The organism is Nostoc sp., from assembly GCF_036917655.1.
Classification (GTDB): Bacteria; Cyanobacteriota; Cyanobacteriia; order Cyanobacteriales; family Nostocaceae; genus Nostoc.
Map to the genome: position 1 here is coordinate 1 of NZ_JBALCY010000083.1, position 23,394 is coordinate 23,394.

At 41.5% G+C, this 23,394-nt stretch carries 29 protein-coding genes and 3 pseudogenes; 14 read left to right on the forward strand and 18 right to left on the reverse strand.

Features of this window, described 5'->3' with window-relative positions:
- Positions 1 to 255 precede the first annotated feature (255 nt).
- Positions 256 to 978: an FAD-dependent thymidylate synthase gene (gene thyX, locus V7K30_RS31430; protein WP_229488414.1), complete on the reverse strand. Its 723-nt coding sequence runs from the start codon at positions 976 to 978 to the stop codon at positions 256 to 258.
- A 194-nt stretch (positions 979 to 1,172) separates the two neighbouring features.
- Between thyX and V7K30_RS31435 the strand changes: the two genes are divergently transcribed.
- Positions 1,173 to 1,388: a chlorophyll a/b-binding protein gene (locus V7K30_RS31435; protein ID WP_335006127.1), complete on the forward strand. Its 216-nt coding sequence runs from the start codon at positions 1,173 to 1,175 to the stop codon at positions 1,386 to 1,388.
- A 145-nt stretch (positions 1,389 to 1,533) separates the two neighbouring features.
- Entirely contained in the window at positions 1,534 to 2,115 is a 582-nt protein-coding gene (locus tag V7K30_RS31440; RefSeq protein WP_335006129.1) for a thioredoxin family protein, read from the forward strand.
- Positions 2,116 to 2,215: 100 nt separating this feature from the next.
- Here the strand turns inward: V7K30_RS31440 and V7K30_RS31445 are convergent, their stop codons facing one another.
- Entirely contained in the window at positions 2,216 to 2,728 is a 513-nt protein-coding gene (locus V7K30_RS31445; protein ID WP_335006131.1) for a hypothetical protein, read from the reverse strand.
- A gap of 370 nt (positions 2,729 to 3,098) precedes the next feature.
- On the opposite strand from V7K30_RS31445, the gene V7K30_RS34470 reads away from it, so the two are divergent.
- Complete coding sequence (locus V7K30_RS34470; protein ID WP_442941126.1) at positions 3,099 to 3,380, forward strand: hypothetical protein; 282 nt, start codon at positions 3,099 to 3,101, stop codon at positions 3,378 to 3,380.
- A 219-nt stretch (positions 3,381 to 3,599) separates the two neighbouring features.
- On the opposite strand, the gene V7K30_RS31455 is transcribed toward V7K30_RS34470, so the two are convergent.
- The 4 genes from V7K30_RS31455 to V7K30_RS31470 all read right to left on the reverse strand — a co-directional run bounded on the left by V7K30_RS31455 (position 3,600) and on the right by V7K30_RS31470 (position 6,445).
- Positions 3,600 to 4,568, reverse strand: coding sequence for a glutathione S-transferase family protein (locus tag V7K30_RS31455; RefSeq protein ID WP_335006133.1), 969 nt, complete (start codon positions 4,566 to 4,568; stop codon positions 3,600 to 3,602).
- A 56-nt stretch (positions 4,569 to 4,624) separates the two neighbouring features.
- On the reverse strand, positions 4,625 to 4,915 hold the full coding sequence (gene gatC / locus V7K30_RS31460; protein ID WP_335006135.1) for an Asp-tRNA(Asn)/Glu-tRNA(Gln) amidotransferase subunit GatC: 291 nt from the start codon (positions 4,913 to 4,915) through the stop codon (positions 4,625 to 4,627).
- Positions 4,916 to 5,006: 91 nt separating this feature from the next.
- Positions 5,007 to 5,528: a photosystem I assembly protein Ycf3 gene (locus V7K30_RS31465; RefSeq protein ID WP_335006137.1), complete on the reverse strand. Its 522-nt coding sequence runs from the start codon at positions 5,526 to 5,528 to the stop codon at positions 5,007 to 5,009.
- 215 nt (positions 5,529 to 5,743) lie between these two features.
- Positions 5,744 to 6,445: an SOS response-associated peptidase gene (locus V7K30_RS31470; RefSeq protein ID WP_335006139.1), complete on the reverse strand. Its 702-nt coding sequence runs from the start codon at positions 6,443 to 6,445 to the stop codon at positions 5,744 to 5,746.
- A 197-nt stretch (positions 6,446 to 6,642) separates the two neighbouring features.
- Between V7K30_RS31470 and V7K30_RS31475 the strand changes: the two genes are divergently transcribed.
- A complete protein-coding gene (locus V7K30_RS31475) occupies positions 6,643 to 7,254 on the forward strand; it encodes a glutathione S-transferase family protein (protein ID WP_335006141.1) in 612 nt (203 codons plus the stop codon).
- 124 nt (positions 7,255 to 7,378) lie between these two features.
- Here the strand turns inward: V7K30_RS31475 and V7K30_RS31480 are convergent, their stop codons facing one another.
- The 6 genes and pseudogenes from V7K30_RS31480 to V7K30_RS31505 form a co-directional block, all read right to left on the reverse strand.
- Entirely contained in the window at positions 7,379 to 7,606 is a 228-nt protein-coding gene (locus tag V7K30_RS31480) for a DUF167 domain-containing protein (protein WP_335006143.1), read from the reverse strand.
- Entirely contained in the window at positions 7,584 to 8,000 is a 417-nt protein-coding gene (locus V7K30_RS31485) for a ribosomal maturation YjgA family protein (protein WP_335006145.1), read from the reverse strand. Before V7K30_RS31485 ends, V7K30_RS31480 begins: the two co-directional genes overlap by 23 nt.
- Positions 8,001 to 8,206: 206 nt before the next feature.
- Entirely contained in the window at positions 8,207 to 8,758 is a 552-nt protein-coding gene (locus tag V7K30_RS31490; RefSeq protein ID WP_335006147.1) for a DUF2231 domain-containing protein, read from the reverse strand.
- 33 nt (positions 8,759 to 8,791) lie between these two features.
- A pseudogene (locus V7K30_RS31495) lies at positions 8,792 to 9,196 on the reverse strand (LmeA family phospholipid-binding protein).
- Positions 9,197 to 9,562: 366 nt separating this feature from the next.
- Entirely contained in the window at positions 9,563 to 9,805 is a 243-nt protein-coding gene (locus V7K30_RS31500) for a Uma2 family endonuclease (RefSeq protein WP_335006194.1), read from the reverse strand.
- A gap of 79 nt (positions 9,806 to 9,884) precedes the next feature.
- Positions 9,885 to 10,013, reverse strand: coding sequence for a hypothetical protein (locus tag V7K30_RS31505; RefSeq protein WP_335006149.1), 129 nt, complete (start codon positions 10,011 to 10,013; stop codon positions 9,885 to 9,887).
- Positions 10,014 to 10,112: 99 nt separating this feature from the next.
- Between V7K30_RS31505 and V7K30_RS31510 the strand changes: the two are divergent.
- The 9 genes and pseudogenes from V7K30_RS31510 to V7K30_RS31550 all read left to right on the forward strand — a co-directional run.
- Positions 10,113 to 10,289: pseudogene (locus tag V7K30_RS31510) on the forward strand (HD domain-containing protein); the annotation flags it as partial.
- A gap of 198 nt (positions 10,290 to 10,487) precedes the next feature.
- Positions 10,488 to 10,613: a hypothetical protein gene (locus V7K30_RS31515; protein WP_335006150.1), complete on the forward strand. Its 126-nt coding sequence runs from the start codon at positions 10,488 to 10,490 to the stop codon at positions 10,611 to 10,613.
- Positions 10,614 to 10,954: 341 nt separating this feature from the next.
- A complete protein-coding gene (gene ltrA, locus V7K30_RS31520) occupies positions 10,955 to 12,721 on the forward strand; it encodes a group II intron reverse transcriptase/maturase (protein WP_335006152.1) in 1,767 nt (588 codons plus the stop codon).
- On the forward strand, positions 12,705 to 12,911 hold the full coding sequence (locus tag V7K30_RS31525; protein WP_335006154.1) for a hypothetical protein: 207 nt from the start codon (positions 12,705 to 12,707) through the stop codon (positions 12,909 to 12,911). The genes ltrA and V7K30_RS31525 overlap by 17 nt, the downstream gene beginning before the upstream one ends.
- Positions 12,851 to 13,237 (forward strand): annotated as a pseudogene (locus tag V7K30_RS31530) (HD domain-containing protein); the annotation flags it as partial. The gene V7K30_RS31525 and the pseudogene V7K30_RS31530, both read left to right, overlap by 61 nt.
- Before the next feature lie 187 nt (positions 13,238 to 13,424).
- Positions 13,425 to 13,970, forward strand: a complete 546-nt coding sequence (locus tag V7K30_RS31535) for a hypothetical protein (protein ID WP_335006156.1) — start codon at positions 13,425 to 13,427, stop codon at positions 13,968 to 13,970.
- Positions 13,971 to 14,375: 405 nt separating this feature from the next.
- Positions 14,376 to 15,212, forward strand: coding sequence for a CheR family methyltransferase (locus tag V7K30_RS31540; RefSeq protein ID WP_335006158.1), 837 nt, complete (start codon positions 14,376 to 14,378; stop codon positions 15,210 to 15,212).
- Positions 15,205 to 15,387 (forward strand): hypothetical protein, encoded by a 183-nt coding sequence (locus tag V7K30_RS31545; protein WP_335006160.1) that lies wholly within the window; start codon positions 15,205 to 15,207, stop codon positions 15,385 to 15,387. The genes V7K30_RS31540 and V7K30_RS31545 overlap by 8 nt, the downstream gene beginning before the upstream one ends.
- Positions 15,388 to 15,458: 71 nt before the next feature.
- Positions 15,459 to 16,238 (forward strand): hypothetical protein, encoded by a 780-nt coding sequence (locus V7K30_RS31550; protein WP_335006162.1) that lies wholly within the window; start codon positions 15,459 to 15,461, stop codon positions 16,236 to 16,238.
- 328 nt (positions 16,239 to 16,566) lie between these two features.
- On the opposite strand, the gene V7K30_RS31555 is transcribed toward V7K30_RS31550, so the two are convergent.
- The 6 genes from V7K30_RS31555 to V7K30_RS31580 form a co-directional block, all read right to left on the reverse strand.
- Positions 16,567 to 17,073: a DUF1993 domain-containing protein gene (locus V7K30_RS31555; protein ID WP_335006163.1), complete on the reverse strand. Its 507-nt coding sequence runs from the start codon at positions 17,071 to 17,073 to the stop codon at positions 16,567 to 16,569.
- A 672-nt stretch (positions 17,074 to 17,745) separates the two neighbouring features.
- Positions 17,746 to 18,348 carry a cytochrome c oxidase subunit 3 gene (locus V7K30_RS31560; protein ID WP_335006165.1) on the reverse strand — a complete coding sequence of 201 codons (603 nt, stop codon included), beginning with the start codon at positions 18,346 to 18,348 and terminating at the stop codon, positions 17,746 to 17,748.
- Between the two features lie 92 nt (positions 18,349 to 18,440).
- Positions 18,441 to 20,099 (reverse strand): cytochrome c oxidase subunit I, encoded by a 1,659-nt coding sequence (gene ctaD / locus V7K30_RS31565; protein WP_335006166.1) that lies wholly within the window; start codon positions 20,097 to 20,099, stop codon positions 18,441 to 18,443.
- A 14-nt stretch (positions 20,100 to 20,113) separates the two neighbouring features.
- Positions 20,114 to 21,022: a cytochrome c oxidase subunit II gene (locus V7K30_RS31570; protein WP_335006168.1), complete on the reverse strand. Its 909-nt coding sequence runs from the start codon at positions 21,020 to 21,022 to the stop codon at positions 20,114 to 20,116.
- Between the two features lie 45 nt (positions 21,023 to 21,067).
- Positions 21,068 to 21,688, reverse strand: a complete 621-nt coding sequence (locus V7K30_RS31575) for a DUF2231 domain-containing protein (protein WP_335006169.1) — start codon at positions 21,686 to 21,688, stop codon at positions 21,068 to 21,070.
- Complete coding sequence (locus V7K30_RS31580; protein ID WP_335006171.1) at positions 21,685 to 22,185, reverse strand: DUF2231 domain-containing protein; 501 nt, start codon at positions 22,183 to 22,185, stop codon at positions 21,685 to 21,687. Before V7K30_RS31580 ends, V7K30_RS31575 begins: the two co-directional genes overlap by 4 nt.
- 629 nt (positions 22,186 to 22,814) lie before the next feature.
- Between V7K30_RS31580 and V7K30_RS31585 the strand changes: the two genes are divergently transcribed.
- On the forward strand, positions 22,815 to 23,390 hold the full coding sequence (locus V7K30_RS31585; protein WP_335006173.1) for a chemotaxis protein CheB: 576 nt from the start codon (positions 22,815 to 22,817) through the stop codon (positions 23,388 to 23,390).
- Positions 23,391 to 23,394: the final 4 nt, after the last annotated feature.

Consider the following 23,394-nt stretch of genomic DNA (forward strand, 5'->3'; position numbering starts at 1 on the left):
CCTCATGAAGACGATGTGATATTACTTTTATGTCGTCTAAATCAAGAATCTCTGTGAGGATTTTTATATCATTTTTATGAACCATAACTGTAAATATTCCAAAAAATCATCTGATAGTATTTACAGCTAATAACAAATATTCATTACATGTCAATAGCTGCGATGCTTTTAGTAAGTTTTTAATCCAATTTTTAATCTTATTTTACGGGCATAGCTAATAATTTGGCATAACAAGTACTGAAGAACCCTTAATATCTAAGGTGCTAATCTTGCCTTACCTAGACGCTGCTTTTCATACCATTGTGCGATCGCAGGTGCCCAATCTTCAAAATGAGGCCACATCATTTCACACAACTTTTGAATTTCAAGTTGAGCGTCTTTCTTATTTCTCAGGTCACAAAAATGTAAAAAAGACCTTAAATTGAAACTAACTACAAAATGCTGGCGATAATCAAAAGGCACTTTACCTCTTGCGTGTTCTTCAGACATTCCAGCCTCAAAATCAGCTTTATATCGTTTAGCAGCTTCTAGACACCACTGCAAATCTGCGGCTCGTTGCTCTGGTGAATAATGATATTTTTTACCTTGTCTATCAGTGTAATAACCAACGGGACGCAGGTAAAAAACATCTTCTATGTCTTTTTTACCTTCTACTACATCAATAAATTGGTTGCCTGTGTACCTAAAAGACTGAACATCAAATGACACACTTACGCGATGAGTACGCGCCTGCTGCATGACACTGTGGGGAAAGTAGCCACAGTTGAAAACAATCTGGGGATGCTCTAGAGGCCCATAGTGTCCCCTCTCACCCGCTAAAAGTCGCTTAACAATAACTTCGCCGCTTTGTGACTCCGAGGGCCAGGAGTCGCGCTCATCAAACACGAACCCATCAGTATAGTCCTGGTGCATCGCGGCATAAATCACCTGCTGCGGGTTTGGTGTTTTGGCAATAACCTCTACTCGAAATCGATGCATTAGTTTTTGGGAATGGATTTGTGACTGAAAGTGCTTATGCAGAAGCAGCGGAGCCTGTTTGTTAAACATGGCTTTCAACTCGATCCATTATCATATCTCTGGCTTGGACTTCTACTTGAGCAAATTAAGATACTTTACAAATATTAATGTCTTTGTTACAGTTATTTACATAAAGAGAAGACAGGGAAAAAACCATGCGTACAAACACTGCTATAATTGACGACCAAGGGAAACTGAACAACTTTGCGATCGAGCCAAGGGTTTATATAGATGAGCAAGGCGATCGCACAGGCTTCACTCCTTACGCAGAACTGCTCAACGGTCGTTTAGCAATGATTGGTTTTGTCTCTCTGATAGCATTAGAAGTATTCACAGGACATGGTATCGTTGGTGTTTTGGCAAATCTGTAATAACTAATTTCTATAACTTAATTCTCAACAAATGTAAGAGACGGTAAATTTACCGTCTCTTAATTTATGGAAAACTTAGTGCTAGAGTAAAAATATACTGATAGCAAAAGCCGTTAGTTATCAGCGTAAAGTTATCAGGTAAATTATGGCTTTAACTGCTTCAAGTATGTTGCCGCTACGCACAAAAGCACCAGATTTTGATCTACCGGAAGTGGTATCTGGAAAGGCAACTTCACTTTCCACCTTTGCAGATAAAAAAGCGCTGTTGGTAATGTTCATTTGTCGGCATTGCCCATTTGTAAAGCACGTCCAAAAAGAATTAGCGCAGTTAGGAAAAGATTATTTTACAGGTGATTTAGCGATCGTTGCCATCAGTGCTAACGATGCACACAATTATCCAGATGATGCTCCAGAGTCGTTACAAGCATTTGCCACAGAACAAGGGTTTAATTTTACCTTATGCTACGACGAGAGCCAGGAAACGGCAAAGGCTTATACAGCAGCTTGCACACCTGATTTTTTTGTATTTGATGACCAACGGCAACTTGTTTATCGGGGACAATTAGATGATAGCCGCCCCAGTAATGGTAAACCTGTAACTGGCGCAGATTTACGCGCAGCCATTGAAGCAGTGCTGGCGGGTAAACCTGTTGCAAGTGAGCAAAAGCCGAGTGTTGGTTGCAATATTAAATGGAAACCTGGAAACCAACCTAGTTATTTTGGTTGAAAGAGATTGGGGATTGGGGATTGGGGATTGGGGATTGGGTATGGGTTATTGATATTGGAAAAACTTTTCCCTACTTCCTAGTCCCTAGTCCCCATCACTATCAGTGTTTAATTTCCAAATTTAGTATGTAGCATCCTAGTTGGACTTTTTCTGCCCACAATTCATATTCCAGACGCAAATGTTCTGGCAAGGGATGTCCGTTGAGAGTTAGGCTACTAGTAAAATTTCGTAAACGAATAGGATTGTTAGGTTGCAAGGACTCAGTTGGCAACCAATAGCGACTAATACCATAAACGCCCTTTTCCCAAAAGTGACGGTAACTCACTTGAGCGTTACCTTGCATAGTCATGATGACTCGGTAAGGAGAAATCTCCAGCCACAAAATTCTGGGACTGTTAGGGGCGTAAGCTTTGCTCTTACTTTGGGGAAGTGTGTCCTCTGGACTTAGGACACTCTCTACTTCACAGCTAATTAGGGGCGGTGCAGTCAATAGTAAATGGAATCGATCAGTGTCTTTTTGATACAATGTCCCGGCAGTTTCGACAACAGACCAGATTGGTAAGTCAGTGGAAATAAGTGATAAGCACACGGGCTTGCGGTGATGGGTCAGCATGGGAGCGATAAGGGCTAAAAGCTATTGAACAAAGTGAAATGAACACTAGGTAGTCTAATAGGTCAGGGTAAGAAACTAAATAGTAAAGCAGGCTTAATATTAATAAATCCGCTGATTTGTTAATAAGCTACATAAATTCGGATAGAAACAGGTAGAATGTCAGCTTATACAGCAAAAACGGTACTTTTTTCTAGAGAGAGCTAATTCGTAAGTAAAGCTTGTAAATATTCTAAGGCTATAGGCTCAAAACAGTGGGAGTCGTTTTAAATGCTAAGAAACCTTCTTGAGGGAGACTTACCGTAGATTGGAATAAGTTTCATACAGCAAAAAGCGATAGCATACTAGGCAGGAAGTTCAGTAGCGACTTTGTTTGTCGCTGCTGAATTTCCGATGTATTCAAAAGCCAGTGTATCCTAATGTCGGCTTCTGTTATAACCGTAAAAACTCACGAACACCTTTCTCACAAGTTAATTATTCAGCGGCCCACTTTTGGCTGTCTTTACGGGGTCGCATCCGGGTGGCTAGGGATCTTCACCATGCTCTAATGTTGGGCGCTCTAGCCGAAGGTGAAACCGAAATTCAGAAATTTCGGAACTTTGGGGCTGAACGAGCATCGACCCAGAAACCAACAACCTTACCCTTACTGGACTGACTCAACTGTATGGGCATCTCAAGCGAAGTGAACTAGAATCTATATCTACTATTTTGGAATGTGTGCTGAGTTTACTTTTTATGCTAATATAAAATCTCAAAAATCTCTACTTTAAATTTTTTACCCCAGATGAATGGCACTAAGTTCTGGGCTGCATGTAATACTCATGAAGCGATGACGCGACAAGCGAATAAAACAGTTAAAGGTCAGCAGTTTTAATCAAGCAAATATTTTATCCCGGTTATGGGGTGCATCAAAATCAATCAGTGGGCCTTTTGGGACGATGCGAGTTGGGTTAACTTGGGGATGGCTCTTATAATAATGCCGTTTGATGTGGTCAAGGTTGCAAGTTTCTTTAACTCCCGGCAGTTGGTAAAGTTCTTTGAGATAATTCCACAGATTTGAATAATCTACAATCCTGCGTAAATTGCATTTGAAATGCACATAATAAACTACATCAAAACGAAACAGAGTAGTGAACATACACCAGTCCGCCTCTGTAATTTGATTTCCGCAAAGATAGCGTTGATTTCCCAATACTTTTTCCCAGTAGTCGAGGGCCGTGAATAATTCCGTTACGGCTTCATCATAAGCCGACTGAGTGGTAGCAAATCCCGCCCGGTAGACACCGTTATTTATTGGTTGATAAATTTTATCAATCGTCTCGTCAATTATTTTTTGTAAATGTTCTGGATAAAAGTTGATATTTTGTTTAGCGAAAGCATTGAATTCTGTATCAAACATGCGGATGATTTCGCGGGATTCATTATTGACAATTGTCCCATTTTGGATGTCCCATAAAACTGGAACTGTCACCCGGCCGCTATAGTTAGGGTCAGCTTTCAGATAAAGTTGCCAAAGATATTGAGTACCGTTGACTGTATCAGGAATGCACCCCGGTTCATCGCCAAATTCCCAGCTATTTTGAGCAATTTCTGCTGCAACGACCGATAACCCAATGACATCTTGAAGTCCTTTCAATTGGCGGATAATGGCGGTGCGACACGCCCAAGGGCAAGCCCAAGAAATATACAGATGATAGCGCCCCGCTTCAGCTTTCAACCCACTAGAACCATCAGCTGTAATGTGGTTGCGGAAAGTTGTTGATGGACGGATAAATTTACCTTCGGAGTCTTCTTGATCCCTTTGAGATACCCACTGACCATCCTTTAGAATTCCCAAACCCATAATTATCTCCTTAGTTATTAGCCAATAGTCAAGAATCTAAAACTCTGGACTTTAGACTATTCAGCATTGAGGATTTTTGGTACTTTGAAGAATTCGCCTTCCTGTTCAGGCGCACTGTTGAGAATACTTTCCCGGTCAGGATAGGGTTGCAATTCATCCTTTCGTGTGATATTGCTGACATCAATTGCCCGTGTTGTTGGGGACACATTACTGACATCAAGTTCATCCAACTGTTGAATATAATCCAGAATACTTCCCAATTGGGTAGTGAACTGTTCTTCTTCTTCTGGAGTCAATTCTAAACGAGCAAGATTAGCTACTTTATGAACTTGTTCTTGGTCAATCATATTTTTTTAGTTAGGAGTTAGGAGAGACGCGATTAATCGCGTCTGTACAGGAGTTAGGAGTGAATGATTCATAATTCCTAACTCCTCACTTTTAGAAGAATACGTCAATTTGCGATCGCTTAGTGGTTTTCAGCCAGTTTTGGGCTTCGATGTAGTTATTGGGAGCCATGCGAATAGCTCGAATCCAATAGTCTGCTGCTTGGTCAAACAGTGCTTCGCCAGCCTCGTTATCTCCAGCTTCTTTCTCCTTTTCGCCTTGGTAGTGATAGATCACGGCGATGTTGTTCAAGGCTTGGGGCATACGTGGGTTTAACTCAACTGCCTGGTGATATAGTTCTAAAGCTTTGTAGTGGTCGCCATTGCTGGCATAAATTAGCCCCATATTGTAGAGAATATAGCCGCGATCGTTGGTATCTTCCTCTAGTGTTAGAGCTTCTTCATAGTATTCCAATGCTTCAGCATATTCCCCTTCTGCTTGGGCAGACATACCATCTCGATAATAAACAAACGCTTCTTTAGCTTTTTTGTTGGTTGGCAGGATCTTCAGGATGATATCCGCCATCACTGTAAAGGATTTGTCAACAAAATTATCGTTTTTTTGTGTTCTTGGCATATTTGTCTCTGGATATTGGGGACTGGAGCATGGGGCATTGGGCATTGGGCATTGGGCATGGGGCATTGGGCAATAATCAATAGTTTTTCTTCCCCTGTTCCCCCATCTCCCTCATCTCGCCAATTCCCTAGTACACTCAATAGCTAATTTAACTGATTTGGGGGTGCATTATAGTATGTATACGCGCTATAAAGACTATCTAGTACACTCAATAGCTAATTTAACTGATTTGGGGGTGCATTCTTCTCACTGAGGGGGATGATGCATTGCGAATTATTATGCCGAGAGTTATTGACCAAGGTGCTAACTGGATAGGCAGTCATTGCTGGCGCTGGATAGGGACGCAATAGCTGCTGTAGGGTTTGGGGCGTTTGCACTTGGGAATCTAGCCATAAATCGTAATCTTGTGGCTCTAGAATCACTGGCATCCGCTCGTGGATAGGTTGGAGTAATTCGTTCGCTGCCGTTGTCAAAATTGTACAAGAGATTATTTCCTCGTCAGCAGGCGATCGCCATCTTTCCCACAAACCTGCAAAGCCGAAGGGTTGCCCATCTTGAAGGCGAAAATAAAACGGCTGCTTTTTGCCTTGTTGGCGTTGCCACTCATAAAAGCCATCAGCTAGCACTAAACAGCGTCTGTGCTTAAAAGCCGAGCGAAAAGCGGGTTTCTCAGCAACAGTTTCTGCCCTAGCGTTAATCAGCTTTGCCCCCATCCCTGCATCTTTCGCCCATGACGGAATTAAGCCCCAATGCAACTGCTTAAATTCACGCTTTTCGCTTTCGGGATTTTGTAACACTGTGGCCACCATTTGCGTAGGTGCAATGTTATATTCCGCTGCTAAATCCGAAACTGGCTCAACATGGAAAACTTGAGCTAAACTTGCTGCCGACTGGTTTAGAGTAAATCTTCCACACATACTTTTATGCTCCACGACTCACTGAATTAAACATCTCAATCTAGAAATAAATAATACTGTTTTTATTTTTTGGAATAATTTTATCTAGTACTCAGAAGCTAAATATAAAAACAATTATCCGGTTTTGGGAAAATCTTTTGGTAAGATATTGTATTTTGAAGCTTCACTTATCAACATATTCCTAACTGCATTTTAGCATGGAACTACTGCGTTTGTACGATTTTTTACCTTCTGGCAATGGTTATAAGATACGTCTTTTATTGACACAACTAGGTATGCCTTTTGAGAGGGTAGAGCTTAACATCTTGAAAGGCGAGACTCGAACACCAGAATTTTTAAGTAAAAATCCTAACGGTAAGATACCCGTTCTGGAAATTAAGCCAGGGAAATACTTGGCAGAATCAAATGCCATATTGGTGTATCTGAGTGAATGCACAGAATTTTTACCCTATGACCCATTTTCACGGGCGCAGGTGCTGCAATGGTTATGTTTTGAACAGTATAGCCATGAACCTTTTATTGCTACATCAAGATTTTGGATTTCTATTCTAGGTGAAATTGAAGAATATAGTGAAGCTATCAAGCAAAAACGTGAACCAGGTTATGCAGCACTTAACTTGATGGAAAAACACTTAACTTCTTACACTTTTTTTGTGGGAGAGCGTTACACGATTGCTGATATCGCCTTGTTCGCTTACACTCATGTAGCTAATGAAGGTGGGTTCAATTTAACACAATTCCCTGCTATCCAAGCTTGGATAGAAAGAGTCAAAGCTCAACCAAGGTATATCAGTATCAGACAAGTATAAAAATTGGATTTTGGGAGTTTTTGTCTCTCGTTTATTGGCTCTACTAGAGGATGTACTGGGTGGGAGATCGCCTCATATTCAGGAGGCAGGCAAAGTCTTGCAAGAAGGTGTTACTAAACAGCAACTAGATATCTTTATCAATTTCTATCAGCTTTTGCCGGGAGGACAAACCTGACTTAATTCTGATATGAGATTTGGTTACATCAAATTTCTCTGCTAGTAGTTTAATTAACTCTTCATTCGCCTTACCATCAACTGGGGGCGATTTTAAATACACAGTCAGACTGCCATCAGGTTGTTCTTCAATCTTTTGCTGTTTTGAATTAGGTTTAACCTTGACTTTTTTTCGCATAACCTATTTTGTGTAATTGTTGCAGCCACAACCAACCTAAAACACAACCCAATAAATAATGAGGAAAATCCCACCAAACAAATGTAGTCCCAAGTAACAATTTACCTATTAAGGTGGCGCGAATCTCATTTAATAGTGGCGGATGCCAAAGTTGCAAGAATTCTAGTATACAGGTGATGACAAAAACCCATATAGGAATTTGGATTATCGCCGCCCGACTTCTGAAAAACCCAAATGCAAACACACACCAAAATATTTCGTAAAGTACATCTCCTCCGTAGTCATTAAACCACTGATGGGCAGGCCCAGTGTAAAACTTAGACAAAAGACCCATCGGTACAACGATGAACACAGAAATAATAATAAATATTGTTTGATTACGATGTTGGAGCATTTTCTCAAGGCTAAAGACTAACGAAAATTTTAGCCTCTGGACTGCTTTTTCTTAATAATTTGTAATTTTGGATTTTAATTAAGAATGACTTCCAGGACTTACGCATTGAAAACCTGAAACATCGATCCCCCCTTAAAAGGGGGGATATTAAAGAGCCAACTTTTTAAGGGGGTTGGGGGATCTCTTGTACGTAAGTCCTAACTTCGTTATGGATATCTTCTGCTACCAGCACCCACTACACCAATTTTGTGACGATAGGAGAGTTCGGCACCGAACCAGCCGGAAAGGCTAACCAGCGTACCGACAATGAGCGAGATTAACAGTCCCCAAGGGACTATTCGGGACTCAGGGTCGCCCAAGCGCAGGAGAAAGTTGACGAGTGATAAAACTAGGATAGAAACGTTAAGTATCAAATGCGCCCAACCGGCGGTGCGCTTGCGAACTCGTTCAATTTTCAAAAAGTCGCTGAGACCGATCGCTGAGGCAAGGACACCTCCAGCTAATCCGAGTCCGATTAACCATAACGAAGCCCTAGCCCAGAAGAAATCACTAGTTAACCAGTAGCCAATGTCACTTCCCAAGGCTGCGGCTAAAAAGGCTATGGGAAAAATCACACTCAGAGGATGTAGGGGATGTCCTGCGATCGCAACTGTGCTGGGTACGCCGCTATCACGATACTCACTGTCGTTACTTTCAATAACTGGTGGAATATTTGGGAAAGGTGTTGAACTTGTTTGGTTTGTTTCTGTAGTTTCCATTGTTAGTATCCTGAATTTATTAATGTCCTATTTTTAAGCAGAAGGAATTTTTTCAATATAAGCTTCAGCTTGTAGGGTGAGTTTGCCTACTTCTACTTTTAGTTGCTTAACTTGCAAGCTCATTCCTTCTGAATCAAAGTTACTCAAATTCAAAGTTTCGCTAGTTTGATCTATCAATGCTTTTGTCAACTCTGGCGATATTTCCTCACTTTCGCCATACTCGACATTTTTCAGAGCAACAGTTTTTCCATACGGAGGTCTTTCTGCATTACCAAACCTTCACCTTCAATCGTGACTGCATCCACCTCTCCCTTAACCAGTTTCAGCGGGAGTTTGGATGTTTACATCTAAAATTTCTACTTCGTCTAATTGGCTAGATAATCCTATTTCTGCCGCTTTATTCAGCGCTTGCTCTCCTAAGCTAGGACTGTCTGCCATTATTAAATTAACTCCTACTTTAAATAGTATATCCTCGATTAAACTTAATAAAATATAATCAGAAATTTATCTATCTAGCGATGGAATATAGTTTTAAATGTTGTATATCTAAAAGTAGAACTACATTATTATCAATAAAAATTTTTGCTTTTTTATTCAGAGCTTTAAGGCGTAGATGCAGAACAGCTTATTGTCAAATATCACTCAAAATAAAGATGGAATAGATAGAATTTAGTAGTTATGTTGTTTGTTTATGAACTTTCGTTAAAATCTGTTTAAGAAAAAAGCTCGCAACATACTTTAGAATCGAATTTTGCTTTGACGCATCGTCATATCAAATGGGTATAAAGTGCGTAGGCTTCACTCTTACAATAATTTTTTCAAAGGCAAGATAAACCCAGGTACAATATCTTCACCGCTTAACATTGCTGTAGCCGGATATTGAGTAATTGAACTATCCCGACGATAAACTAAAGCTTGTTCATTTTTACTATCAATTAACCATCCTAATTGAACACCATTAGCAATATATTCTTCCATCTTGGCTTTTAGTTTTGCCAAGCTATAGGACTCATATTTGATTTTTGAAATACACGTAGGGTGCGTTATGCTACGCTAACGCACCAAAAGCTTGGGATGGTGCGTTACGACGTTCCATCTAACACACCCTACAAATACTTAGATTTTTTCAAAATTCAACTCGGATTCCTATATCATTTTTAGAACGAATTTCAATTACAAAGTCGGGTGCTAAGTTGATAAATTTGTCCTTTTGCTGATCCCAACCTTCTGCTAAAGGTTCTTTAGCCACTCTCATTCTTTGCGGCCTCGAAGCCTGGAGCGGTTTGTTATAAAATTGACATAAACCCTTTTCAAACAACCTCTTAGCTGGAGTTATCTTAACTCATTTTATACAATGCTTACAGAACGTTTTACCGCAGCCCTCACCTACGCTACCCAACTGCACGCCAACCAAGTTCGTAAAGGTTCAGGTGTCCCCTACGTTGCCCATTTATTAGGTGTTGCCAGTATTGCTTTAGAATACGGGGCAAATGAAGATGAAGCGATCGCAGCCCTCTTACACGATGCGATCGGTGCGATTCGTTAGTCGAAATGAGTAGCAATACTCAGGGATGACTGCAAGGTACAGAACCTTGACAACTTGATTTCTGTGATGGTGAGATAACTAGCCGAGCCTAACTAGGCAAAGACAGCTAGGGGCAAATGCCAAAATAATCAATTCCATCTCTCCAGATGCAGGAGTAACAGCGAGTCCCCCACTTAGTTAAGCGTGGCAGCTCAACTAGGTGAAGCGGGGAATCACGGCGGTAACTCAGAATCCGACTTGAGAATCCCGTCTAGCATAGTTGGTCATGAGCAGGAATACGAACTCTCGACCGAACCATCGTCATCGTGAACAAGCCTACTCGGATTATCGGCTTGCCCAAAAAGGGAACGGAGTTAGTGATAGCTATCGAACGGAGCTATCAAAGGTGTTAGTAATGGACGGTTACTAACAGGCATCCATAAAACTCCCGGTGGATAGAGAGGCTCTAAAACCAACACAATAACGGAAATCAGGAACGAAGTAACCCACTCAATTGCTCTCAGGATTGGTCGATAACTGAGTAGTAGCCAGCGCAAGCATTGAGTTGGGAAGGATTGTCTCAGAAGCAAATGCCTTGGGTAACGCCAAGGATAAGCAGACAGAGACACGGTGATTTGGAAGGTAAAGTCTTTAATAGCGGTTTATAAGTTATGAACGAGTTAACGACTACGTATGAATGGAACAAACTACCCTGGCACAAGCTAGAGCGTAGAATGTTTAAGCTGCAAAAACGAATTTACCAAGCCTCTCAGCGTGCAGATGTCAAGACAGTTCACAGACTCCAGAGATTAGTAACAAAATCCTGGTCAGCAAAATGCATAGCTGTACGTCGAGTAACGCAAGATAACCAAGGAAAGAAAGCCGCAGGTGTGGACGGAGTTAAAAACCTGACTCCAAAAGCACGCCTCATCTTGGTAAACAGCCTAAAAATAGGACATAAAGCGGCTCCCACCAGAAGAGTCTGGATTCCCAAACCAGGAATAGAGGAGAAAAGACCACTCGCCATTCCGACGATACACGACCGTGCTTTGCAGGCGCTAGTTAAACTAGCCTTGGAACCCGAATGGGAAGCCAAGTTTGAGCCTAATAGCTTCGGCTTTAGACCAGGACGCTCCTGTCACGATGCGGTTGTGGCAATATTGAACGAGGTAAAAGCTAAAACCAAGTACGTACTTGATGCTGATATCTCTAAATGCTTCGACCACATCAACCACGATGCGCTGCTGAAAAAATTAAATACACCCCCCACCATTCGCCGACAAATTCGAGCTTGGCTAAAAGCGGGAGTGATGGATGGCGCAGAGCTATTCCCTACATCTGTTAGCGAAGCGGGCGCGCGGACTCGCGCGACGGGAACACCGCAAGGCGGAATTATCTCTCCGCTTTTAGCAAATATAGCCCTCCACGGTATGGAAAATCGGATAAAGCAGGCATTTCCTGTAAGACAGCCTAGAGTCAACGGAAAATGTATAAGAATCCTATCGCCCGTTCTCATTAGATATGCCGATGATTTCGTGATAATGCACGAAGACCTAACCGTTGTCCAAAGATGTCAGCAGATAATCGCAGACTGGTTAAAAGACATGAGTTTAGAGCTTAAACCAAGTAAAACACATTTAACCCATACTCTTTACGAGTTTGAGGAAAATGTAGGGTTTGACTTTCTTGGCTTTAACATCAGGCAATTCCCAACAGGGAAAAACCGATCAATTAAAGGAACCAACGGTAAACCCCTTGGATTTAAGCCACTAATCACCCCAAGCCCAAAGAAGGTAAAAGAACATCTTGAGAACATTGGAAAAGTCATCAAAACCCACAAGTCAGCGCCACAATTGGCGTTAATAACAAGACTCAACCCAATAATTAGAGGATGGGCTAGATACTATTCAACTCAAGCAAGTAAAGCTACCTTTACAAAGGTAGACTACTTAATATACCAACAACTTAGAGCTTGGGCAGATAGCCGTCACCCACAAAAGAATAAACAATGGGTCAGTAATAAATACTGGCACGTAGATTCTGGGCAAGGATGGGAATTCACCGTAAAAGACAAAATGCATCTCCTTTTGCACGCAAAAACACCAATTGTTAGACATACAAAAGTGCAAGGGAATCGCAGTCCTTTCGACGGAGATTGGATTTACTGGAGTTCAAGAATGGGGCAACATCCTGAAGCCAATAAAAGAGTAGCGATACTCCTCAAGAAGCAGAAAGGGAAATGCGCCCATTGTGAAATGTACTTTAAAGATGAAGATTTGCTAGAAATTCATCATGTCATTCCCCGTCATCAAGGCGGTAAAGATGAATATAAAAACTTTCAACTTCTTCATCGACACTGCCACGACAACGTAACAGCTTTATACGCTGTTGGCACAAAAGAGTTAAATGAGGAATGGTTGGATGCTAATCCTTTTTAACCGCCTAAACCCTATGGGTAATAGAGGTATGTATGAAAAACACCAAGTCACTGAGGAGCCGTGTGAGGTGAAAATCTCAAGCACGGTTCTGGAGGCGAGGCGGAGTGGCGACACCCCGACCTTAGCTAACAAGACCAAGGTGGAACCGCAACACGGTCAGAAATTCGCCGCCGTTTTGGTGACAATGTAACAGCAATTGTAGATGGTTGTACTGACGCTGATACAACTCCAAAACCGCCTTGGCGACAGCGCAAGGAGGCATACATTGCTCACATTCCTACCGCTTCCCCATCAGTACTGCTCGTGTCATCAGCAGATAAACTCTACAACGCCCAGTCTATTCTCAAAGATTATCGCGTTTTGGGCGAATCACTTTGGGAACGTTTTCAGGGGCGTAAAGAAGGAACTCTTTGGTATTATCGGGCGCTTGTGGATGCTTTCAGGAAGACTGGAAGCACTGTAATCATTGAGGAATTAGAACGAGTTGTTGCACAAATTGAGGTATTAGCATCTTGATAAAAATTTTATTTACCCAGAAGTAAAGAAAAGATTCATTGGAACTAGACAAATAGCCTTTTTACAGACACGATATAGTCATATGTCTCACAAACAAATTTTGGCTTTTAGGTTCTCTCTCTAGATAAAAAATCTTTCTCTCGGTAGATAGGTGTACATACATTATTCTGGCTGCTATGTTACCAACATGACGATAGTAAGACAAAACACCCTAAATACAACTGTAAGTCCTTCAGTAAGTCCTCCAGAAAACTTAGCAGAAAAGTATATTGAAGCAGAGCGTATGCATGATGTTCTGCTTTTACTGCAAAACTTGATTAACAGTGAAGAAGCCACTGTGAAACTAATTCTGGATTGTCTCTATGATGTTGGTTCAGTCAATCTGATCAACCAAAAGCTTCGCCTGAAACCCTTAAATAGGGTGATGAAATTAATTGCTCGAATGTCCAAACCAGTTTTTAGAACCTTAGCTTTAAATTGGTTTAAAAAGAACTGTCCCCAACTGATTACTAATTGGCTACACACACAGGTTTCTTTTAGAAATCCCCCAAATACACCGCAGCAAGTAGCTATCGAAGTTACAGAACTGCAACCATATTCCATACCACAGACAGAAAGTCTGAGCCAAGAGATTAAAAATCTACGCTACCAGGTAAGATGGCTAACTGTGATTTCAATAACAGCGATCGCTGTTTTAGGAGTAACAGCCACTTGGTTAAACTCAAACCCATAAGTAGTATCACGATCAAATTTAATAGATTCAGCAAGCTATTTTAGGCATAAAATCTACTTGGGTTTGACAGCAATCTTAAATTGTTTGTAAACATCTTATCTATTTCTTTCTTCTGGTGCGTCCACTCCGCCGCGCGAACCTGTACTTTGTCTCCTTAAAGTGCGTTTGCTGTGCGTAGCTTAATTCACCCTAGGAGTACACGTGTAGTTCTCATTATTTTTATTTATCACCTATTTAGGATTATTGTATGAGCAAATAATTATTAATTTCTAATCCCTAATTGATCCTAAAAAGCAACTAAATCGATTTATGGAAAATGCCCAAAGTCCAACATCATTATTTCAAAAAGCCCATTCATGCCTGGGGTAATAATTATGAATTATAAATTATTAATTATGAATTATTATGCCTTTGCCCAAACCGACCTTGGAGGACATCGAAATACATCTGCTCTTGGAAGGGCTGTATCAGTACTACGGTTATGACTTTCGCGATTATGCTTTTTCCTCACTCAAGCGCCGCATTCAGAGCTTCATGCAATTAGAGGGGTTAGCAAATGTTTCTTCATTGCAAGAGCGTTTACTCCATAACCGTGCCTATTTAGAACGATTTTTGCTTGCTCTGACGGTGAATGTAACATCAATGTTTCGTGATCCGAGCTTTTATAATACCTTCAGAAATCAAGTTATCCCCTTCTTGCAAACCTATCCGTTTATTCGCATCTGGCACGCTGGATGCTCGACCGGTGAAGAAGTCTACTCAATGGCAATTTTACTGCAAGAAGAAGGACTTTACCACCGTTGCCGCATATATGCCACTGATACGAACGAGAAGGTATTACAAAATGCCAAAAGTGGTATTTTCTCCCTGAAACTGATGCAGGAATATACTCAGCTTTATCTGAAAGCAGGCGGTAAGAAGTCTTTCTCAGAATATTATACAGCAGCTTATGATAACGCGATTTTTCGAGCATCTCTAAGAGAAAATGTTGTTTTCGCGCAGCATAATTTAGCAACTGACAGTTCTTTTAATGAGTTTAATGTCATCCTTTGTCGTAACGTCCTCATATATTTCAATCAGGTACTTCAAAAGCGGGTACACGAACTGTTTTATAATAGCCTCTGCACCTTTGGTATCTTGGGTTTAGGACGACAAGAATCTATCAGGTTCACCCCTTATGAGCAGCACTATGAAGAGATAATAAAAGGTGAGAAAATATATAAGAAAATTGCAGGTGGCTGAAGGGGAGGACTGGGGAGATAAGGGAGCAGGGGAAGCAGGGGGAGCAGGGGAAGAAGAACTATTGATGATTGACCTCTGCCCTATGCCCAATCAAATTAACATGAAGTGTTGTAAAAGGAATATCATGAACAAAATTCCGATCGCTGTCAAAAGACAGTCTGTCAAACATTTTTAATTGTGTTCAGAAGATATACTTGGCGATCGCTTAAGGTAAATTACAGATTAAAGTCTTAAAGGAGATTGTCGATGCAACTTCTCGAATGTCCTCCTGTTGCAGTCATTGCTGGAGAAAATGCGGTTCACGTTTCTCAACTACCTTCTACATGGCAAGACATTGCTAGAGGAACCACGAGTGTCGGACTTTCTCATCCCCAAAGCTATGTTGAGATGGCACAGTTGTTCCTATATAAATTAGAGCATGGTGATGTTGACTTATTTAGCGATCGCCCCCAACTAGCTCACTTGATACCCTCATTCTCCCAGCTATTTGCACAACTGGCATGGGAAACCCTAGAGTTTTTTGGGCAAGACTTTCTCAAACACAGCTATCCGAATTTTGCAGAAATTCTCCGTGATGTGGAGTCAAAGGGGACAGAGTATGCTAATGAAGTAAAAGTGGCTCGCATTGGCATAGATTTATTCAACGAGTTTGGTTATGAACTACCTGCCAGCTTCTATCATGTGCATATAGCACCAATTTACCGCGATCATGTTTTTGAAGAACGTGCATTAAGATTTGATCAGCGCGATATTGAACACAAACGCGCTTGGGATGCCATACTCCATGCAGGTAAGGTGTTTGCTATCCAGATGAAGGTGCAAAGTATAGCTTCCAAATACGGCTTTACTTATCAACACGGCTGCGGTTGCAACTCTCATTTATCTTCCATTGATGTATCTCGTGGGGCATTTGAATATGAATTGAGTCCCGAAAAGCGTCAGCGATGGATTCGCAGTTTTATTTGGACTGCTTGGTATGAGTATGCCTTCTTTGCGATCGTGCCCAACACAAGTTATTTAGTTTGACAAAGAAGTAGACTGCATTGGGAAAATAGATAAAGCGAGTTCAATCAGCATTCAGGCAGATTACTTTCTTAATTTGCCTAAATGCTTTTTCATTTAGGTAGTTTCCTCTCGGAAATTAAGTTTTTAACTCGGAAATTAGGTTTTTCAACTCGGAGATTAAGTTTTCAACTCGGAAATTAAGTTTTTGACTGGTAAATCAAGTTTAGAACTTATACTTATTTTTCTTCTTCGTTTTTGTTTAAGTCCCACTAGCGGCATAAGCTGCATGACGTTATTCAAAATTTCATGCAATACCTTAGAGCAATGATGATGTTAGATGTTGCTCTTATTAAGGCTTACCTAGAAAGTCTTGTTTACCAAGTTCTACACCGCAGTACCTGAGAATATCATATGCTGTTGTGACATGGAAATAAAGGTTTGGTAAAACAAAATATAGGAGAAATGGCATTCCTTGAAAAGATAGAGTGTTGTCAGGCATCTTAAGGGTAATTGTTCTCTCTTCTGAACCGTCAATTTGCTCAGGTTTAAATGTATTTAAATGAGAGATAGTTTGATGAATGCGGTCAATAAGTTGAGGGAATGTAGTTTCATTGTCCTCAAACTGGGGTGGTTCTATCCCTGCTAGTCGTGCAGCACCTCTATTTACTATGTCAGAGGCAATCTGCACTTGTTTTGATAATGGAAACATATCTGGGGATAGACGACTATTGATCAACACAGAAGGATCTATTTTTTTAGTTTCTGCATATGTAGCACCTTTTTCCAGAATATTTACGAGGTTGTTCAGTGTGCGAATAGACACGGGTATTGAAGCTTGGTACATTGAAATGGTCATTGAGATTTCTCCAGAAAAAGTTTAATGAAAGTCACAAACAAAACCATGACTAAAGTCATAATTCAAGCCCAGTCATTACAGCCAACAATTAGCCTATTGGAGAGATTTGTTCCCATTGGGGTTTAGATAAGCATTGCGATTTTTTTATTGTAAAGCTATTTAATTGATCAAGCAAATACAGTTAAGTAATATTACGGATTAAAAAAGATTTTAACCCGTAATATTACAATAAATAAATTAAGATATAACTTATTTCTGGAAGTACTTAACAAAAATGCATCAATTAGAGTAGTAAGCTAATCGTGATTTATTTTTCCAAGATAATTCGCTTTTAGTAAGGGTTGCAGCTTTAGTTCTATGCAATTTAAATGCTGATTAGCTTAAGGACATCAACAATATTTAATATTTGCAAAAGTCAGTATCTTGGAAAGTTGAGCCACTGTGCCTACTTGTCCCTTGCGCGTCTCCGACAGAATTCGGAAGTGGCGTCTGTTCATCGGACTTTTATAATGAAGCAAGCGACGTTTCGGTTTCGTAGAGAAGCGATCGCCCCAAGCTAAGGCTGCTTTATGATAATGAAACTACAGATAAACAAAGATGCACCCAGATCAATCTGTGTGCATCTGTGATTCTAAATATCTTTAGACTGTATTCTCGCAAGAAGTCTAATGTTTACTGCCAAACGTAGATAAGGAGAAACAAAATAATCCAGATAACATCGACGAAGTGCCAAAACAACGAAGTTGCGTTCACGCCGAAGTGACCTGTGTCGTAGTTGCCTGGGATGAAAGAACGTACCAAAATTATCAACTGCAACAGAATACCTGTGAAAACGTGCAAACCGTGGAAACCTGTTAATAGATAGAATGTTCCACCGAATGTCCCGGAGGTGAAGCCAAACTCCAGGTGGCTCCATTCAATCGCTTGTCCAGCCAAAAAGTAAGTTCCCATCGCCATTGTTGCCAATAGAAATAGGCGAAATTTCACTAAGTCATGGCGTTGCAGGGCGCGTTCTGCTAAGTAAATCACAAAGCTACTGGCGACAAGAATTACTGTGTTGATTGTCGGATCTTTTACTTCTAGTCCAGAAACACCAGCTGGTAGCCAGTTAGAAGTTGTTGTTTTGTAGATAGCATATCCTGCGAAAAAACTCAGGAAAATGACGCTTTCAGACAGTAAGAACACAATGAAGCCAAACATCTTGTTGCCTTCTTCGTCGTGGCTGTGTTCTGCGCTTGGCTGGTGCAATTCATTTGAATTGATATAACTGTCCATTTTGCTTTTAGCTTGAGGGTGGAATTTGAAACGCAAAGGGAAGCGCAGAGGTACGCGGAGGGTTTGTGCGTCTTCCCGATGTTTTGTTTGCGTTATTCTGGGAGGTTGGCTGTCAACGGTTCTGATTTGCCGTAGCCGTAGGGTTCAGAGATGATGATGGGAATTTCTTCAAAGTTTTCTACTGGGGGGGGTGAAGAAACTAACCACTCTAGTCCAATTGCCCGCCAAGGATTAGCAGGTGCTTTCTCGCCTTGCATCCAAGAAATTACCATGTTGAATATGAAGGGCAAGGTGGACATTCCTAAGAGAAATCCGCCCAGGCTAGCGATGACATTCCAGAATTGATACTCTGGGGCGTAGGATGCAACTCGGCGTAACATCCCTTGTAATCCCAAAGGGTGCATGGGCAAAAAGTTAAGGTTGGTGCCGATGAAGGCTAACCAGAAGTGGATTTTGCCCCAGCTTTCGGAGTACATCCGCCCAGTCATTTTGGGGAACCAGTGATAGATGGCAGCAAATAAGCCCATCGTCACGGTGCCGTAGAGGACGTAGTGGAAGTGTCCCACCACAAAGTAGGTATTGTTGACGTGAACATCAACCGGCACTGAAGAAAGCATGATGCCTGTGATGCCGGCGAAGACAAACATGACTAATCCACCCAAGGCAAACAGCATTGGTGTATTTAGCCGCAACTTACCTCCCCAGATAGTTGCTACCCAAGCAAATACTTTAATTCCTGTGGGTACAGATACACACATTGTTGTCATCATGAAAACCAACCGCATCCAGCCTGATGTACCACTGACGTACATGTGGTGTACCCAAACAATGCCGCTCACTCCTGCAATCAAGATGGATGAAATAGCGACTACTTTGTAACCAAATAGGGGTTTACGTGAATAAACTGGGAAGATTTCTGAGAAAATCGCAAAGACGGGCAAAATAATCACGTAAACGGCGGGGTGGGAGTAGAACCAGAAGTAATGCTGGAACATGACTGGATTTCCACCCTTGGCTGGGTCAAAAAAGCTAGTACCAACCGTAAGGTCGAGTAGCAGCATCACCGCACCAGCTGTCAGTGCAGGTAGTCCGAACAGTTGGATAATCTGGGCGCTGAATACTCCCCAGACAAACAAGGGCATCCGAAAGAAGCCCATTCCTGGCGCCCGCATCTTGACGATGGTGGTGACAAAGTTTACTGCCCCCATAATCGAGGATACGCCGGATATTGCCACCGCTAAGAGCCAGATAACTTGACCATTTATTAAGTTACCTGTGGGATTCTGGAGACTAACTGGCGGGTAAGACCACCAACCGGCTTGGGCTGGGCCACCAGGGACAAAGAAGCTACCCATCATCAAAATTCCGACTACTGGCACCATCCAAAAGGCAACGGCATTCAGACGGGGAAATGCCATATCTCGCGCCCCAATCATTAATGGCACTAGATAATTAGCAAAACCAACTAGGGAAGGAAATGTCCACAAGAACAGCATCACAGTGCCGTGCATGGTGAACATACCGTTGTAGACGGTGCGATCGACTAAATCTGATTCGGGTGTTAGCAGTTCTCCCCGCATCACCATCGCAAAGATTCCGCCGACAAGAAAGAAGAAGAATGAGGTAACGAGATACTGGATACCAATAACTTTATGATCAGTACTAAAGCTGAAGTATTCTTTCCAGTTACCGGGAGATTCGTGGTTAGGCTTCTCACTGGGGAAAATGCCTTCAATCGGAATATTAGTCATCGGTTACTTTCCTTTCAACCAGGTGAATTTACTAGAGGAGGTGCAGCAGGTGGAACTGTAACCCAACCAGTTTTGACTGATTGATTGGATGTTTGAGCATACTCAGAAGCTGCCTGATTATTTGCTAGGGATGGCTTTTGGGTTGCAGCTTGGGCCAGCCATTGCTGATAATCTTCAGGAGATTCGACAACCACATTTGCCTGCATCGTCGCAAAGTATGTGCCGCTATATTGGGAATCGGTCAATCGGTATTGTCCAGGGCGGATAGGAGTAAATTCAAAGTCGATCGCATGGTTGGGAATAATATCCTGCTTGAGGCGAAATGCAGGTATATAAAAGCCGTGGAGAACGTCTTGCGATCGCAGCGCTAAACGTATTCGGCGATCGCTAGGTAAATGCAATTCGGTACTCGTAACATCTCTTTCGGGATAGTGAAAAACCCACGCCCACTGTTTAGCTAGTACGTCGATTTTTTCAACTGGTTCTGCTAAGGCTTTTTCTGGTGCTGCATAAGCCGATTGCATTGCCAATGGATTATGCAAGTGAACTAATTCTGATGGGCCTTGAATCCCCATTTGTTCGTAAACTTGGTAACTGTAGCTCGCAATCCAAAACACCAACAGAATAGGGATTGCTGTCCAGACAACTTCTAGAGTGACATTACCTTCAATTGGGGGGCCATCAGTGAAGTCATCTTTGACTGCCCGATGGAAGATCACAGAATACATCAGAGTACTTGTTACTCCCAAGAAAATGAAGGCACCCAGGGTTACTAAGAAGCTAATCAAATCATCAATTAGTAGGGATTCGGCCGCTGCTTGGGGGGGAAGCCAGGAGTAAGCCTGCTTGCCGATCCAGAGACTGGTAAGAGTCACTGCGATCGCGCCTGTAAGCAGCGTCAAAATATTTAAAATCTTCTTCATGGTCTTTGGTTATTGGGCATTGGGCATGGGGCATGGGGCAAATGACTAATGACTTATTTGAGTGTTGAGGTTTTCGTGCGATCGCAGCAAATTATCTGCTGTATTGTGTACGCCAAACTCGGCAGCCATTTGCGCCCCTAGTGTCCCGTGGACATACAGAATGAACATGATTGCTATGCCTGCCAACAGATAGCTCCATTGCACTTCTCTATCTGTCTGTTTATATTCTTGTTTGGCCCAAACGAAGCGCTGCCATGCTCTCCAGATGGTCAGGACAACAATCAGCGCTAATAACAACACACCACCCACACCATGCCAAAGCATAGTTTCCATTGCCTGCAATCCCCAGGCACTTTTCATATCAGCTGGTGGTGTTGCCAACAGCATTTCGTAAAAGCCTGCTCCCACTGTGAAAAATGTAATGATGCTGGCAGCTAACATGTTGTACCAGCCAACATTAAATAAGTTGTCACGTTCCACAGTAATTGCTAAAAATTTAAAGACCCATTTTTCAAAGGGGAACAGAACACCAACAATATCAAAGGTCATCCCAATGATGAACAAACCTATTGTTAAATGGACTAAGTTGGGATGAATGGGAATTGTGTAAGGTAATCCGTTTGCGCCTAGAGAGCCGCTCAATTGGTCAATTAATTCTGAGTTCATCGCAACAGACCATCCTTTACTGCTTCCACAACTGGTACTGTATGCAATCCATACACCCAAACAAGTTCATCTCCGAGATATACCTGCAAGCCAACTATTAGGGTCAAAATTAACCCGGCTCCCAAATAATAAATTGGTATTTTTTGCGGGTTACGGGCACGAATTACATAGCGCCAAGCTGTAATCGCCGTGATGATTCCCGAAAGTGACCAACCAATCAGCGTATGTAAATTCAGAACTGATTTAGCTAGGCTGTAAGGTTGTGCTAAACCTGCTTCAAACTGACCAAAAATTATTGCAACGAAGATGGCGATCGTGGCAACTAACATATTCCACCAACTCACCTCAAAAAGACTGGCTTTACCAGTAAAATAGCCAATTACATCGCAAAAGAAGGAAAACAACACCATCGCTATTACGAAGTGGACAACGATGGGATGAATCGTATCTGGATAGGGTAAATTGTGGTCGTTCAAAGATGTTAAATACTCAAGCATTGTCTTCTCCTGGACATATTTACCGCACTTTGGTCAAACTTTAATGATTGATGGATACTCACTAATATCACCACAAGTATCCATCTCTAATTGACCGGAATCTGTTCAATATGTGCGCGGTGCAATAGGCTTAATTATGTCTTAGCTTTTTGTAGATAATTTTAGTAAAATTGCCTACAAGAAAAATTTTTGACCGCGATTAATTTCCTCATGCCAATAGTCTGCAACAGCAATTTTTGATGTAGCTAAACCAAATCGCTGTCGGTTGTTGATTTGCTTAACCTATCCTTAGCTTAAGTAAATTTTTATGAATTGTCAAAACAATAATAATTAAAATTTTAAATGTTAATTAGTTAGCAATAAACTATTTCCACAATGTATCGATTTTGGCATTAATTAAAATTTTAAAATTTATAAATATAATATTTTTCTGTAAAGTATTTCACAATGATAAAATCTTTAATTGTAATGCAAATGGCAAAAATATATAATTTTGAGTAGTTGGTATAAAAGCGAATCAAGGTAAGTTAGTAGCCGTGGTGGAACTGGAGAATGCTGAAAGGATTTTATGAGGAATCAAGTCACACTAAGATTGAAACCCACATTCTATAGGTGTGAGGACTAAACAAGTGTCGTTTAAAATTGTGGTAATTGGTACTTCTTTGGGCGGATTATCAGCATTAAAAATTATCCTGGGGAACTTACCAGCAGACTTCTTAGTGCCGATCGCGATCGTGCAACATCGTCACAAGGAGTCTACTAACAACACACTTCAGGAGTTATTGCAAGAATCCACTTCGTTACCGATTCGAGAAGTGGAAGACAAAGACGAAATACTACCAGGACATATCTACTTAGCTCCAGCAGATTATCACTTGCTAGTTGAACTAGGTCACTTTGCTCTTTCGACTGATCAGCCTGTTTCCTATGCTAGACCATCTATCGATGTGCTGTTTGAGTCAGCAGCTGATGTCTACACCCAGCAAGTAATTGGTGTAATATTGACAGGGGCAAATCAAGATGGTATGCAAGGTCTTAAGAAAATAAAAGCGCGGGGAGGACTGACTATTGTGCAGGAACCTGCCACAGCTGAGAGCGATATTATGCCAGAAGCAGCAATTTCTGCTGTTACAGTAGACTGGATTTTGACACTCTCAAACATTGCTTCCCAAATGGTCAAGCTTTGTCACTCATCACGGAAATAAACCC

Excerpts from the sequence above, each read along its gene's own strand:
- thyX (WP_229488414.1), bottom strand. The coding sequence starts at position 978 with ATGCATCGATTTCGAGTAGAGGTTATTGCCAAAACACCAAACCCGCAG.
- V7K30_RS31435 (WP_335006127.1), top strand. The coding sequence starts at position 1,173 with ATGCGTACAAACACTGCTATAATTGACGACCAAGGGAAACTGAACAAC.
- V7K30_RS31440 (WP_335006129.1), top strand. The coding sequence starts at position 1,534 with ATGGCTTTAACTGCTTCAAGTATGTTGCCGCTACGCACAAAAGCACCA.
- V7K30_RS31445 (WP_335006131.1), bottom strand. The coding sequence starts at position 2,728 with ATGCTGACCCATCACCGCAAGCCCGTGTGCTTATCACTTATTTCCACT.
- V7K30_RS31455 (WP_335006133.1), bottom strand. The coding sequence starts at position 4,568 with ATGGGTTTGGGAATTCTAAAGGATGGTCAGTGGGTATCTCAAAGGGAT.
- gatC (WP_335006135.1), bottom strand. The coding sequence starts at position 4,915 with ATGATTGACCAAGAACAAGTTCATAAAGTAGCTAATCTTGCTCGTTTA.
- V7K30_RS31465 (WP_335006137.1), bottom strand. The coding sequence starts at position 5,528 with ATGCCAAGAACACAAAAAAACGATAATTTTGTTGACAAATCCTTTACA.
- V7K30_RS31470 (WP_335006139.1), bottom strand. The coding sequence starts at position 6,445 with ATGTGTGGAAGATTTACTCTAAACCAGTCGGCAGCAAGTTTAGCTCAA.
- V7K30_RS31475 (WP_335006141.1), top strand. The coding sequence starts at position 6,643 with ATGGAACTACTGCGTTTGTACGATTTTTTACCTTCTGGCAATGGTTAT.
- V7K30_RS31480 (WP_335006143.1), bottom strand. The coding sequence starts at position 7,606 with ATGCGAAAAAAAGTCAAGGTTAAACCTAATTCAAAACAGCAAAAGATT.
- V7K30_RS31485 (WP_335006145.1), bottom strand. The coding sequence starts at position 8,000 with ATGCTCCAACATCGTAATCAAACAATATTTATTATTATTTCTGTGTTC.
- V7K30_RS31490 (WP_335006147.1), bottom strand. The coding sequence starts at position 8,758 with ATGGAAACTACAGAAACAAACCAAACAAGTTCAACACCTTTCCCAAAT.
- V7K30_RS31505 (WP_335006149.1), bottom strand. The coding sequence starts at position 10,013 with ATGAGAGTGGCTAAAGAACCTTTAGCAGAAGGTTGGGATCAGCAAAAG.
- ltrA (WP_335006152.1), top strand. The coding sequence starts at position 10,955 with ATGAACGAGTTAACGACTACGTATGAATGGAACAAACTACCCTGGCAC.
- V7K30_RS31525 (WP_335006154.1), top strand. The coding sequence starts at position 12,705 with ATGCTAATCCTTTTTAACCGCCTAAACCCTATGGGTAATAGAGGTATG.
- V7K30_RS31535 (WP_335006156.1), top strand. The coding sequence starts at position 13,425 with ATGACGATAGTAAGACAAAACACCCTAAATACAACTGTAAGTCCTTCA.
- V7K30_RS31540 (WP_335006158.1), top strand. The coding sequence starts at position 14,376 with ATGCCTTTGCCCAAACCGACCTTGGAGGACATCGAAATACATCTGCTC.
- V7K30_RS31550 (WP_335006162.1), top strand. The coding sequence starts at position 15,459 with ATGCAACTTCTCGAATGTCCTCCTGTTGCAGTCATTGCTGGAGAAAAT.
- V7K30_RS31555 (WP_335006163.1), bottom strand. The coding sequence starts at position 17,073 with ATGACCATTTCAATGTACCAAGCTTCAATACCCGTGTCTATTCGCACA.
- V7K30_RS31560 (WP_335006165.1), bottom strand. The coding sequence starts at position 18,348 with ATGGACAGTTATATCAATTCAAATGAATTGCACCAGCCAAGCGCAGAA.
- ctaD (WP_335006166.1), bottom strand. The coding sequence starts at position 20,099 with ATGACTAATATTCCGATTGAAGGCATTTTCCCCAGTGAGAAGCCTAAC.
- V7K30_RS31570 (WP_335006168.1), bottom strand. The coding sequence starts at position 21,022 with ATGAAGAAGATTTTAAATATTTTGACGCTGCTTACAGGCGCGATCGCA.
- V7K30_RS31575 (WP_335006169.1), bottom strand. The coding sequence starts at position 21,688 with ATGAACTCAGAATTAATTGACCAATTGAGCGGCTCTCTAGGCGCAAAC.
- V7K30_RS31580 (WP_335006171.1), bottom strand. The coding sequence starts at position 22,185 with ATGCTTGAGTATTTAACATCTTTGAACGACCACAATTTACCCTATCCA.